Genomic DNA, 12,809 nt, shown 5'->3' with positions numbered 1-12,809 from the left:
GATGGCCGGTGCGTCCCTGGCGGGGTGTGCCGGCTCCGGCGACTGGCCGGATGATATGAAATCCCTTGCGCACGCCCGGCGGAAGGGCCAGAGCGGCAGCGTCCCTGACCAGTTTTGAGAGCATCATGGCCACCGATGCCACGGCCGTCGATCAGATCGCGCGTTTCGCGGCGGATCTGACGATCCTTCATGATCCGTCATCCGACCCCTCGCCGCTGTTGCTGGCGGTATCGGGCGGTCCCGACAGCATGGCGATGCTGACGCTGGCGGCGGCGGCGTTTCGGGGGCGGATCCAGGTCGCGACGGTCGATCATGGCCTGCGCCCCGAAGCGGCGGAGGAGGCGCGGATGGTCGCCGCGCACTGCGCCGGGCTGGGCGTTCCCCATCATGTGCTGCGCCCGGCCAAGCCGATTGCCGGCGCCAGCATTCAGGCGCAGGCGCGCGAGGCGCGTTATGCGCTGCTCGCCGACCATGCCCGCGCGATCGGCGCGGCGGCCATCCTGACCGCGCATCATGCCGATGACCAGGCCGAGACCTTCCTGATGCGCGCGTCGCGTGGCGCGGGGCTGTCGGGATTGTCGGGTGTCCGCGGACGGACGGTGATCGCGGGGGCGACGGTGCTTCGCCCGCTGCTCGACTGGCGCCGGGCCGAGCTGCGCCGGATCGTCCGCCGGGCCGAGGCGTCCTTCGTCGACGATCCCGCCAACACCGATCCGCGACACGACCGGACCCGGTTCCGCCAGCTGCTCGACGCCAATGAGTGGTTGGGGGTTGCACAGATGGCGCGGGCGGCGGCGCAACTGGCCGAGGCCGATGCCGATCTGCGCGCCACGGTCGACTGGCTATGGGCCGAGCGGGCGCAGATCGATGGCGACAATGTGCGGATCGCCGCGAGCGACCTGCCGCGTGAGCTGGGGCGGCGCCTGGCCCGTCGCGCGATCGGCACGGTGCGCGCGGCCGCCGGAATCGAATCGCCCGCCTGGACCGAGGGCGGCAATATCGAAAAGCTGCTCGAGGCGCTGGAGCATGGCAGCCGCGCGACCCAGGCGGGGGTGATCGCCAGCGTGCGTTCCGGCGTGTGGCGCTTCCGCCCCGCCCCGCCACGCCGGACCGGGTGACGTCTCTGCGGCGACGCTGGCAAACGAAGCCAGGCCCCCGATCACAATGATCGGTCTTGTTCCATTGCCATTAACTTCGCCATGCCTATCTTGGAGGCTGAAAGGTATCCGGCACCGATGAACGAGAACGACAAGCAGCAGAGCCCCGATCCCAATGGGGGCGGAAACCCCTGGATGAAGAGCCTGCTGATCTGGGTGGGCATCCTGATGGCGCTCGCCCTGTTCGTCAGCCTGTCGGGCGCGGGTTCGTCGGCGCAGAGCGGCAATCCGATCGAATATTCGACCTTCCTCGACAAGGTCGACGAGGGGACGGTGAAGACCGCCACCATCTCACGCGAATCGATCACCGGCACGCTGTCGTCGGGCGAGAAGTTCCGCACCACCCCGGTACCCGATTCGCAGCTGATCCCGCGTCTGCGCGAAAAGGGCGTGACCTTCACGGCGAAGACCGAGGAAGGGCCGTCCATCTGGATGCTGATGCTCTACAACTCGCTGCCCTTCATCCTGTTCATCGGCATCGCCTTCTTCGTGCTGCGCCAGATGCAGAAGGGCGGCGGGGCGAGCGGCGCGATGGGCTTTGGCAAGAGCCGTGCGCGGATGCTGACCCAGAAGGAAGGCAAGGTGACCTTCGACGATGTGGCCGGCATCGACGAAGCGCGCGAAGAGCTGCAGGAAATCGTCGAGTTCCTGAAGGACCCGTCGAAGTTTGCGCGGCTGGGCGGCAAGATTCCCAAGGGCGCGCTGCTGGTCGGCTCGCCGGGTACCGGCAAGACGCTGCTCGCCCGCGCGATCGCGGGGGAGGCGGGCGTTCCCTTCTTCACCATTTCGGGCTCGGACTTTGTCGAGATGTTCGTCGGCGTCGGTGCCAGCCGCGTGCGTGACATGTTCGAGCAGGCCAAGAAGAGCGCGCCGTGCATCGTCTTCATCGACGAGATCGACGCGGTCGGGCGTCATCGCGGTGCGGGCCTGGGCAATGGCAATGACGAGCGCGAGCAGACGCTGAACCAGTTGCTGGTCGAGATGGATGGTTTCGAGGCCAATGAAGGCATCATCATCATCGCCGCGACCAACCGGCCGGACGTGCTGGACCCAGCACTGCTGCGTCCCGGTCGCTTCGACCGGCAGGTCGTGGTGCCGCGCCCGGACATCGATGGCCGCGTGAAGATCCTCGAAGTCCATATGAAGAAGGTGCCGCTGGCCCCCGACGTCGACGCCCGCGTCATCGCGCGGGGCACGCCGGGCTTCTCGGGCGCGGATCTCGCCAATCTGGTCAACGAGGCGGCGCTGATGGCGGCGCGCAAGGGTAAGCGCCTGGTCGCCAATGCCGAGTTCGAGGAAGCCAAGGACAAGGTCATGATGGGCGCGGAACGCCGCTCCATGGTCATGACCGAGGACGAGAAGCGGATGACCGCCTATCACGAGGCCGGTCACGCCATCGTCGCGCTGCACGAACCGGCATCGGATCCGATCCACAAGGCGACGATTATTCCGCGCGGCCGTGCGCTGGGCATGGTGATGCGCCTGCCGGAACGGGACTCGTACAGCTATCACCGCGACAAGATGTACGCGAACTTGGCGGTCGCGATGGGCGGTCGCGTGGCCGAGGAGATCATCTTCGGCTATGAGAAGGTGTCGAGCGGTGCGAGCGGCGACATCCAGTACGCCACGGGCCTGGCCCGCGACATGGTCACCAAATGGGGCATGTCGGACAAGGTCGGCCCGGTCGAATATGCCCAGCCGGAGGGCGAAAGCTTCCTGGGATATTCGTCGAGCCAGCCGGTGCGCATGTCCAACCAGACCGCGCAACTGATCGACGACGAGATCAAGTCGATCGTCGAGGGCGGCCTTCACCGCGCCAAGCATGTCCTGACCGAGAATGTCGACCAGCTCCACCTGCTGGCGGGGGCGCTGCTCGAATATGAAACGCTGTCGGGTGACGAGATCAAGAAGCTGATCGCGGGCGACGATATCGGTCGCGACGATCCCAAGCTGAAGGCGGTGCCGATCGCCAAGGCGGGAACGTCCATCCCCAAGACCCGTCGCGGTGCCGGGCCGTTCGGGTCGCCAAGCCCGCTGGGCGCCTGATCCCTTCGTCAGCGTCTGAAAAAGGGCCGTCCCCGCAAAAGGGGGCGGCCCTTTTCTTATGCCGCCACCCATAAGGCGCATCGGCCTCGGCTTCGCGTCGGTGCTCTAGCCGCGTCGGCGCGATCCCATTATGCTGGCCACGCGGTCATGCTCGAAAAAGCGCGCTGCCGCAGGAGGATGCCGGCATGACCGATGCGCTGCGCGACGAAGCCGTCCGGATCTATGACGCCTTCACCCATGATCATCACGACCGTCGTACCCTATTGCGCCAGATGACCGCTCTGGCCGGGTCGGTTGCGGCGGCCGAGGCGCTGATCCTGGGGATCGCCGCCAGCCCGGCGGCGGCGGCGGTGATCGATCCGCATGACCCCCGTCTTTCCATCGACCGGCGTGAGGGAATGGAGGCGGGCGCGCGATCCGCCGCCTATATCGCCGCCCCGAGGGGCACCAGGCGGCGGCTGGGCATGGTGCTGGTCATCCACGAGAATCGCGGGCTGACCCCGCATATCGAGGATGTCGCGCGGCGCGTGGCCCTGGCCGGGTTCCGGGCGGTCGCCCCCGATCTGCTCGCGCCGCAAGGGGGTACGCCTGCCGACGAGGATCGCGCCCGCACGCTGATCGGATCGCTCGACTATGATCTGGCATTGGCGCAGGTCCGGGCGATGATGGCGCAGGCTGTGGCGGAGCGGAGCAGCACGGGCCGGATCGGCGCGGTCGGTTTCTGCTGGGGCGGCGCATTCGTCAATCGGCTCGCGGTCGCGGCGGGGCCTTCGCTGGCCGCCGGGGTCGCCTATTACGGCCCCGCGCCCGACCCGCGCGAGGCGGTCAAGGTGCGCGCGCCGCTGCTGCTGCATTATGCGGGCAAGGATGCGCGGGTGGCGGCCACCGGCGTCCCCTGGGTCGCGGCGCTGAAGGCGGCGGGGCGGCCGGTGGAGGCCTTCACCTATCCAGGGGTGGACCATGCATTCAACAACGACACATCCGCCGAGCGCTATGATGCCGCCGCCGCCGCCCAGGCCTGGGCGCGGACGATCGCCTTCTTGCGCCGCCATGTCGATCGCGCCTAGCCTCGGGCGATTTTCCTGTTCGGAGAGATGCGATGACGGCCGAGCTGACGCTCTATACCAATCCCCAGTCGCGCGGCCGGATTGCCCGCTGGATGCTGGAGGAAACCGGCGCGGCCTATGAGGTCGTACAGCTCGATTATGGGACGACGATGATCGCGCCCGACTATTGCGCGATCAATCCGATGATGAAGGTGCCGGCTATCGTCCATGACGGCAAGGTGGTGACGGAAACGGCGGCGATCTGCGCCTATCTGGCGGAGGTGTTTCCCGATGCCGAACTCGCGCCCTTGCCGCATGAGCGGGCGGATTATTATCGCTGGCTGTTCTTCGCCGCAGGGCCGCTGGAGGCGGCGGCGACCAACCGCGCGCTGGGCGTGACGGTTACGCCGGCACAGCAGCGCATGGCGGGCTATGGCGATTTCGATCGCACCATATCGGTCATCGGCGAGGCCATGGCCCGCACGCCCTATATCGCGGGGGATCGCTTCACGGCGGCGGATGTCTATGTCGGGTCGCAGGTGATGTGGTTCACCCAGTTCGGGCTGATCCCCAGGACGGACGCAATCATGGCCTATATCGGCCGGCTGAACGATCGACCGGCGCATCTCCGTGCCACCGCGCTGGACGATGGGGCAGGCGAGGCGGCCTGACCAACCGGGCGAGGGGACGGCTCAGGCGGAAAGCGGCTTGACCTGCTGCTGCCGATGGGCGGCGCGCAGCATGTCCAGCCCGGCGGCGATGGAATTGCCCGCCAGATAGTGGCCCAGCGCTTCCGCGCCCTCCATCGCCGCTGCCGCCAGGGCGATCACATGCTCGAACGTGGCGATGTGATCGGTCATTGCCTATTCCATATCCATCCTCTCCAGAACCCGTGTTCCAAAGACGGATTTCGTCGGAATGCGGATATCCTGGGCTGCGACAAAATATCGCGCGATATGTATTTTCCTCATGCGGCTTTGTACCTGGAAGGGATGAAGCGGGGGTGCTTCATCCCGCAGGCACGGGGGTTCAGCGCATGAGGACCAGTTCCTCGGCCATGGTGGGATGCAGCGCGATCGTCGAGTCGAACTGCGCCTTGGTCAAACCGGCCTTCACCGCGACCGCCGCCGCCTGGATGATCTCGGGCACGTCGGGGCCGATCATGTGCAACCCGACCACCCGGTCGGTGTCGCCGTCGCACACCATCTTGTAGAGCGCACGCTCCTCGCGTCCGGCCAGTACGTTCTTCATCGGGCGGAAATCGGACGTATAGACGCGCACCGATCCCAGCGTCTGCTTGGCCTGGGCCTCGGTCAGGCCGACGCCCGCCATCGGCGGATGGCTGAACACGGCGGCGGGGATGCAGTCATAATCGACGCGGGTCCGTTTGCCGCCGAACACGGTGTCGGCAAAGGCCTGGCCCTCGCGGATCGCCACGGGCGTCAACTGCACCCTATTGGTCACGTCGCCGACCGCATAGATGCTGTCGCAGGTCGAGCGATTGTCCGCATCGACCTTGATCGCGCCGTGATCGTCCAGTTCGACCCCGGCGGTCTCCAGGCCCAGCCCATGCGTGTTGGGCAGGCGGCCGGTGGCGAACATCACCAGGTCGACGATGATCGGCTCGTGATTGGACATCGACACCTTAAGGCAGCCGTCATCCAGCTTCTCGATCCCCTCGAACGTCGCGTCGAAGCGGAACTCGATCCCCTTCATCATCGAAATCTGGAGCAGCCGGTCCCGGATCGTCAGGTCGTATCCGCGCAGTATCTCCTTGCTGCGGTTGATCAGCGTGACATGCGCGCCGAATTGGTGGAACACGCCCGCAAATTCATTGGCGATATAGCCCGCGCCCGCGATCAGCACCCGCTTGGGGATCGCATCGAGATGGAACGCCTCGTTCGAGGTGATGCCATGTTCATGACCGGGGCAGGTGGGGACGGCGGGGTGTGCGCCGACCGCGATCAGGATCTTGTCGGCGGTCTTCTCGGTCCCGTCGGCCAGGCGGACGCTATGCGGCCCGGTGACGACCGCGCGCTGCGGGATGATCTCGACCTTATGGCTTTGCAGCGTGGTGGTATAGGCGGTGTTCAGCCGGTCGACCTCGGACAGCACATTGTCGCGCAGCGTCTGCCATGAGAATTCGCACTCGCTCGGCACCTGCCAGCCGAAGCGGCGGGCGTCCTTCAGATCCTCGGCGAAATGCGCGCCATAGACGAGCAGCTTCTTGGGCACGCAGCCGCGAATGACGCAGGTGCCGCCGACGCGATACTCCTCGGCCACGGCGACGCGCGCACCATGCGCGGCGGCGACCCGCGACGCGCGCGTTCCCCCGGACCCCGCGCCGATGACGAACAGGTCATAATCATATTCAGCCATGGAATCGGTTACTCCGGGAAAGTCGGTCGGGGATGAGACCCGCTAAAAGCACAACGGGGGACGCTGAGCCAAGTTCAGCGTCCCCCTGACAGTGATCGATATTGCGGCGTTCAGCCAAAGGCGCGCTTGATCAGGTCCTCGGTCGAGGGGTCGAAATCCTGCCCGCCCTGGTCGGCGGCCTTGGCCATTTCCTTGCCCAGTTCGACGCCGAACTGGTCGAAGCTGTTGATGCCCAGGATCACGCCGTTCACGAACACCCGATGCTCGTAGAAGGCGATCAGCGCCCCCAGCGTGCGCGGGTCTAGCGTTTCGAGCAGGATGGTCGAGGACGGCCGATCCCCCGAATAGCTGCGCGCCGGATCGTCGACCGTCTTGCCCTTCATCAGCGCGGCACCCTGCGCGAAGGCGTTGAGCAGCAACTGGCGATGATGTTCGTCGCTCAGCACATCGCCCGGCTCGACCACCGCGATGAACTCGACGGGGACGAGATGGGTACCCTGGTGGAGAAGCTGGAACACGGCATGCTGTGCATCGGTGCCGACCCCGCCCCAGGTGATCGCGGCGGTGGGGCGACCGACGGGCTTGCCATCGACGGTCACGCCCTTGCCGTTCGATTCCATCTCCAACTGCTGGAGATAGGAGGGGAGGAGGCGCAGCCGCTCGTCATAGGCGAAGGGCGCGCGCGTCTCGGCATGGCGGACCTGGGTGTAATAGAGGTCGGCAAAGGCGGCGAGCGCGGGGGCGTTCTGGCTGAGGTCGGTCAGGCGGAAATGGCGGTCCATCTCGGCCGCGCCCTCCAGCAATTCCTCGAACGCGTCCCAGCCCAGGCCGAGCGCGGCGGGGAAGCCGATGGTCGACCAGAGCGAATAGCGGCCGCCGACCGACTCGGCGAAGGACAGGATGCGCGTCTCGTCCACGCCCCATTCGACCGCCTTGGCCGGATTGGCGGTCAGCGCGATGACGCGGCCATAGGGGTCCTCGACGCCATGCTCGGTCATCCATTGCAGCGCCGAGGTGGCGTTGAGCATCGTCTCGGTGGTGGTGAAGGTCTTGGACGCGACGACCAGCAGCGTGGCGGCCGGGTCGAAGCGCTTGAACACCTCCTCCAGGGCCATGCCGTCGACGTTCGACACGATCGCGACGTCGTAACGGTCGCTGTCGCGGCCCAGCGCATCGACCAGCAGGTCGGGGCCCAGCGCCGAACCGCCGATGCCGATGTGCAGGACATGGCGGATCGGCCCCAGCGCCTCCGCCTCGATGGCGTCGATCAGCGCGCGCATCCGGGCGTGCGAGGCGCGGGCGGTGGCGACGCTTTCGGGATTGCCTTCGCCCCGCTCGGCGGTGTGCTCGACCGCGCGGCCCTCGGTCACGTTGACGATCTCGCCGCCGAACAGCGCGTCACGCTTGGCGGCCAGACCGCTCGCCTTGGCGAGTTCGGCGAAGGCGGCGACGGCCTGCGGCGTCAGGTGCGTCTTGGACCAGTCGAAATGGATGCCCGCCACGTCCAGGCTGAGCGAGGCCAGCCGGTCGGGATCATTTGCAAAAAGATCGAGAAGCGGGGTCTTCGGGAGCGATTCGATCGTCGACCAGTCGGCAGCCATGATGCCTGTTCCTTCCTTGATCTGCCCAGTGTGGGGCTATGCCCACGGCGTTAGACAATGACGGGCCGCAAAGCCAAGCCTTAGATTGGTATGGTGGGGCGGGTTGGCACGCGGAATCGTCTTGGGTGACCAGCATAATCATGGCATCCTTGGCATAGACACAGGGGTAGCCGAAAATTTGGGGAGGGCAGGATGCGCGGTCGGACGATCATGGCCTGGGCGGGGATGGGTGTTGCGCTGGGTGCATCCTTGTCACAAGGTCTGTTCGCCGCCGAGCCGTCGCCGCCGCTTGCGCCCACCTCCAAATGGGAAATGAACTACGCGCCGAACGAGTGCCGCCTGTTGCGGACCTTTGGCGAGGGCAAGGCCCAGGTGCTGCTGCAGATCAGTCGCTTCGATGTGCGCGACAGCCTGGAAATGGCGTTGGCGGGGCCGCGTTTCCCCGCGACCGAGCGCAACGTCCCCGTCCTTGTTGCGACCTCTACCGTGGCGGAGGTGCCGGGGATCGAGGCGCAGGGCTTCGAGGGTACCGGCGGCGTACCCTCGACCCTGCGGTTCCGGCCCGATTCCGACCTGCCCAAGGCGCTGCGCAGCGATGTCGCGGCGGGCAAGCCGACCATGCTCGCGATCAATTTCGTTCGTCGTTACGCCGTGAAGATGGACCTGGGGCCGATGAAGGGGGCACTCGATGCGCTCGACAAATGTTCGGACGACCTGATCCGCTCCTGGGGGCTCGACCCCGTTCAGCAGCGCCTGCTCAAAAGCGGGCCGATGCCCGCCACGAACCCGGCCGACTGGTTCCGCCCTAGCGACTATCCGGCGGGGCCGGCGAATATGGGCATGGGCGGTGCCGTCATCATCCGCCTGCTGATCGGTGCGGACGGCAGCGTCAGGGATTGTGCCGTGACGAAATCCGGCGGCGACAAGGCGTTCCAGGATGCGACCTGCCACGCCGCGACCGAACGTGCGAAGTTCCGGCCCGCGATCGATGCCGAGGGTAAGCCGGTAACCTCGGTTTGGCTCAAGCGGATCAACTGGAAACCGGGCGCGCCATTCTTCGTGTTTCGCGGATAGAGGGCGCGCCGCACCCGCATTCGTCAGCGATGTTTTACCGCCACCGGATCGCGGACCACGCCGATATCGGCAAAGCGCCTGGGCTCGGCCGGATGGGCTGCGGGCTCGGCGAGTTCGCGTTGCCAATAGCCGACATCGATCCAGCGGCCATGCTTGTGCCCGACCTCGCGGAAGACGCCGGCGCGGCGGAAGCCGACCGCTTCGTGCAGCTTGATGGATCCGTCATTGGGCAGCGCGATCACGCCCATCGCCTGGGTGAACCCTTGCGCGGTCAACGTGTCGACCAGTGCCTCGTAGAGCAGCCGCCCGACGCCGGCGCGCTGCGACACGTCGGCGACATAGATGGTCGTCTCCACCACCCAGCGATAGGCTTCGCGCTCGCGGAAGCGCGCGGCATAGGCATAGCCGATCACGCCTTCTTCTCGCCCTTCCTCGTCAGAGAGTGTCGCGACGATCCAGGGATAAAGGCCGTCCGCGCCCTCCATCCGTGCGCGCATCATGTCGGCATCGGGCGCCTGTGTCTCGAACGAAACCACGCCCGCCAGCACATGGGGAGCATAAATGGCGGCGATGGCGGCGGCGTCATCGGGGCGGGCGGCGCGGATGGCGATCATGCGGGCTGAAATCTCCTGGGACGATGGGTGTGCCTAGCGCGGGGCGAACGGATTCGGAAAGCCCCGTTTCCCTGCTCCGTTCGCCCGGAGCGCAGTCGAAAGGCGCGTTCGCCGCGCGGGGCAATCGAGCCCCCAGGCCTTCGACTTCGCTGAGGCTGGACGGGGGTGGAGAGCCGGGTCAGAGCCCCAACCGCGCGATCAGCAGATCGAGCAGCCGCTCGTCGCTGGCGGTTCCCACGGGGCCCAGCCCGCCGCATTCCAGGCAGCGCGCCTGGACGGACCCGCCGCGCGCCAGCCGCGCGACATCGCCGAGCGCGCGCGCCGCGACCGCGCGCCGTTCGGCCGCGGCAATGGCGAAGACATCGCCACCCTGCTGGCTGTCGTCATCGTCGCTCTCGAACCCTTCCGCCAGCATCGCGGCGAAGCCCGGCTTCTTCTCCAGATATTCTGGATAGACCTTGGCCGGGTCCAGCTTGGCGCGGCGGGCGGCTTCGGCGATGGCGTCGGACAGGGTGCCGAAACGGTCGACCAGCCCGATCTGGCGGGCCGTGCCGCCGTCCCACACCCGACCCTGCGCGATGGTGTCGACTTTTTCCGGCGTCATGTGGCGCGATTCGGCGACGCGGGTCAGGAACTGGCGATAGCCATTCTCGATTCCCGCTTGCAGGATGGTGTCGAGCATCGGGGTAAAGCCGCCCAGCACATCGGGCTGGGCGGTCAGCGGCGTGGTCTTCACCCCGTCGGTGGTCACGCCGATCTTGGCCAGCGTGTTCTCGAACGACGGGATCAGCCCGAAAATCCCGATCGATCCGGTGATCGTGCCCGGTTCGGCGAAGATCAGGTCGGCGGGGGTCGAGACCCAGTAGCCGCCCGACGCCGCCAGGCCGCCCATCGAAACGATCACGGGCAGCTTCTGTCGCTTGGCCTCCAGGATCGCCTGGCGGATCTGTTCCGAGGCCAGCACCGAGCCGCCGGGCGAGGCGACCCGCACGACCAGCGCCTTCAGATTCTTCTTCGCCAGTCCGTCGAGCAGCGCCTTGGACAGGGTATCCCCCGCCGCCGTGCCGGGGCCCGCCTCGCCATCGACGATATTCCCGGCAATGGTCAGCACGCCGATCGCGTCGCCCTTGGTCGGCAGCGGATTGGCGCGGACCCAGGCGGCATAGGAGATGGTGCGGAAGCTGCCCGCGGGCTTGTTCGCCTCGGCGCCCGCGATCTCGGCGACGCGCTTGCCGAAAGCAAGCTTGTCGCCGAGTTTGTCGACCAGGCCGGCCTTCAGATTGGCGTCGGCGATGCTGCCGTTCGCGGCCAGCACGGCGCGGTCGGGCTGGGCCAGGAAGGTGTCGATCTGCGCCTTGGGGCGCGCCTTGGCCACCGCCTCGCGCCATTGGGCGAACAGCGTGCCGTACAGCGCCTGCGACGCGGCGCGCGCCTCGGGGCTCTGGTCGGCGCGGATATAGGGTTCGACGAACGACTTGAACTTGCCGACCCGATAGACGTGCACATTGACGCCGAGCTTGTCGATCAGCCCCTTATAGTAAAGCTGGTTGCCGCCCGGCCCCGCGAACAGGGTGCCGCCAAGCGGATTGACCCAGATCTCGCTGGCATTGGCCGCCAGGCGATAGGCCCCGTCGGTATAGGCGGTGGCATAGCTCAGCACCGGCTTGCCGCCCTTGCGGAAGCGCGCGATCGCGTCGCCCACTTCCTGCAACGCCGCCGGATAGGCGCCGCCGAAGGAATCGAGGTCGAGGACCAGCACCTTCACCCGGCCGTCGCCCCGCGCCGCGTCGATCGCACGCACCACGTCGCGCAGGCGATATTCGCGCGTTCCCTCGCGACCCGACAGCATCGCGAGCGGCGCGACGGCCTCGGGCTGCTCGACGATCGGTCCGTCCAGCTTGAGGAGCAGCGCGCCGTCGGTGATCGGCCTTGTCCCCGGCCGGGCATTGAGCGCGGCGAAGATCAGGCCGAAGAACAGCAGCATCGCCGCCAGCACCAGGAAATCCTTGATCCCGACCAGCAGCCGCCACGCCGCCTTCACGATCCGCCAGCCGGTTCGCCGTCCGGCTTTCCGGCCGGGTCGGCTGAAATCCTGGTCGAGCGGGGAGGCGGGCGGAAGAGCGTCTGCGCGAGCGTCGGTCATGCGCCATGGCTAGCCCAGCCGGGGTGGCTCGGCAATGGTCCGTATTAGTGCGCCAATACGGATGTGCCGGGACCGGAAATTTGTTCCCGGCGGCGGGGCGCCTGGTCGAAATTTTTTTCGCGGGGTCGTTGACGCCCTGAACCGTCGTTCACATATCCGGGGCGTTGGCACTCGCATGGCTCGAGTGCCAGAAAAGTGTAACATGCCAGATAAAGGGACATGGCAATGAACTTTCGTCCGTTGCACGATCGCGTTCTCGTCCGTCGCGTCGAGGCCGAGGAAAAGACGGCCGGTGGGATCATCATCCCCGACACCGCCAAGGAAAAGCCGCAGGAGGGCGAAGTCGTCGCCGCCGGTACCGGCGCGAAGGCCGAAGACGGCAAGGTCACTCCGCTGGACGTCAAGGCCGGCGACCGTATCCTGTTCGGCAAGTGGTCGGGCACCGAGGTCAAGGTGAACGGTGAAGACCTGCTGATCATGAAGGAATCGGACATCCTCGGCGTCATCGGCTGAGCCTGATCCTGATCCTTCGTTCCGTTTTTCTGACAATTCCAGATTGAAAGGGTAGCCACCATGGCAGCCAAGGAAGTCAAATTTTCGCGCGACGCGCGTGAGCGCATTCTGAAGGGCGTCGACATCCTCGCCGATGCCGTCAAGGTCACGCTGGGCCCGAAGGGCCGCAACGTCGTGATCGACAAGTCGTTCGGTGCGCCCCGCATCACCAAGGACGGCGTTTCGGTCGCCAAGGA

General features: G+C 66.7%; 11 protein-coding genes and 1 pseudogene. 7 read left to right on the top strand and 5 right to left on the bottom strand.

Annotated features, from left to right (window positions below):
• Nucleotides 1-125: 125 nt before the first annotated feature.
• The 4 genes from tilS to ABDV78_RS15490 all read left to right on the top strand — a co-directional run bounded on the left by tilS (nucleotide 126) and on the right by ABDV78_RS15490 (nucleotide 4,920).
• Nucleotides 126-1,118: a tRNA lysidine(34) synthetase TilS gene (tilS, locus tag ABDV78_RS15505; RefSeq protein WP_343528338.1), complete on the top strand. Its 993-nt coding sequence runs from the start codon at nucleotides 126-128 to the stop codon at nucleotides 1,116-1,118.
• Between the two features lie 117 nt (nucleotides 1,119-1,235).
• Entirely contained in the window at nucleotides 1,236-3,203 is a 1,968-nt protein-coding gene (ftsH, locus tag ABDV78_RS15500; protein WP_343528337.1) for an ATP-dependent zinc metalloprotease FtsH, read from the top strand.
• A 185-nt stretch (nucleotides 3,204-3,388) separates the two neighbouring features.
• Nucleotides 3,389-4,270, top strand: coding sequence for a dienelactone hydrolase family protein (locus ABDV78_RS15495; protein ID WP_343528336.1), 882 nt, complete (start codon nucleotides 3,389-3,391; stop codon nucleotides 4,268-4,270).
• A 32-nt stretch (nucleotides 4,271-4,302) separates the two neighbouring features.
• On the top strand, nucleotides 4,303-4,920 hold the full coding sequence (locus ABDV78_RS15490; protein ID WP_343528335.1) for a glutathione S-transferase family protein: 618 nt from the start codon (nucleotides 4,303-4,305) through the stop codon (nucleotides 4,918-4,920).
• Nucleotides 4,921-4,941: 21 nt separating this feature from the next.
• On the opposite strand, the gene ABDV78_RS15485 is transcribed toward ABDV78_RS15490, so the two are convergent.
• The 3 genes from ABDV78_RS15485 to pgi form a co-directional block, all read right to left on the bottom strand.
• Complete coding sequence (locus ABDV78_RS15485) at nucleotides 4,942-5,109, bottom strand: hypothetical protein (protein WP_343528334.1); 168 nt, start codon at nucleotides 5,107-5,109, stop codon at nucleotides 4,942-4,944.
• A gap of 169 nt (nucleotides 5,110-5,278) precedes the next feature.
• A complete protein-coding gene (gene gor / locus ABDV78_RS15480) occupies nucleotides 5,279-6,628 on the bottom strand; it encodes a glutathione-disulfide reductase (protein WP_343528333.1) in 1,350 nt (449 codons plus the stop codon).
• Nucleotides 6,629-6,738: 110 nt separating this feature from the next.
• Nucleotides 6,739-8,229 carry a glucose-6-phosphate isomerase gene (pgi, locus tag ABDV78_RS15475; RefSeq protein ID WP_343528332.1) on the bottom strand — a complete coding sequence of 497 codons (1,491 nt, stop codon included), beginning with the start codon at nucleotides 8,227-8,229 and terminating at the stop codon, nucleotides 6,739-6,741.
• 192 nt (nucleotides 8,230-8,421) lie between these two features.
• On the opposite strand from pgi, the gene ABDV78_RS15470 reads away from it, so the two are divergent.
• Complete coding sequence (locus tag ABDV78_RS15470; protein ID WP_343528331.1) at nucleotides 8,422-9,303, top strand: energy transducer TonB; 882 nt, start codon at nucleotides 8,422-8,424, stop codon at nucleotides 9,301-9,303.
• 23 nt (nucleotides 9,304-9,326) lie between these two features.
• Here ABDV78_RS15470 and ABDV78_RS15465 read toward each other — a convergent pair whose 3' ends face one another.
• Together ABDV78_RS15465 and sppA are read right to left on the bottom strand one after the other, a co-directional pair.
• Complete coding sequence (locus ABDV78_RS15465) at nucleotides 9,327-9,917, bottom strand: N-acetyltransferase family protein (RefSeq protein WP_343528330.1); 591 nt, start codon at nucleotides 9,915-9,917, stop codon at nucleotides 9,327-9,329.
• 178 nt (nucleotides 9,918-10,095) lie between these two features.
• Nucleotides 10,096-12,060: a signal peptide peptidase SppA gene (gene sppA / locus ABDV78_RS15460; protein WP_343528329.1), complete on the bottom strand. Its 1,965-nt coding sequence runs from the start codon at nucleotides 12,058-12,060 to the stop codon at nucleotides 10,096-10,098.
• A gap of 225 nt (nucleotides 12,061-12,285) precedes the next feature.
• Here sppA and groES point away from each other — a divergent pair, with 225 nt between their 5' ends.
• Both groES and groEL read left to right on the top strand, forming a co-directional pair.
• Nucleotides 12,286-12,573: a co-chaperone GroES gene (groES, locus tag ABDV78_RS15455; protein ID WP_343528328.1), complete on the top strand. Its 288-nt coding sequence runs from the start codon at nucleotides 12,286-12,288 to the stop codon at nucleotides 12,571-12,573.
• 60 nt (nucleotides 12,574-12,633) lie between these two features.
• Nucleotides 12,634-12,809 (top strand): annotated as a pseudogene (groEL, locus tag ABDV78_RS15450) (chaperonin GroEL); the annotation flags it as partial.

It is taken from the genome of Sphingomonas sp. (assembly GCF_039594485.1).
In the GTDB taxonomy this organism is placed as follows: domain Bacteria; phylum Pseudomonadota; class Alphaproteobacteria; order Sphingomonadales; family Sphingomonadaceae; genus Sphingomonas.
This window is presented reverse-complemented; position numbering and strand designations above follow the sequence as displayed.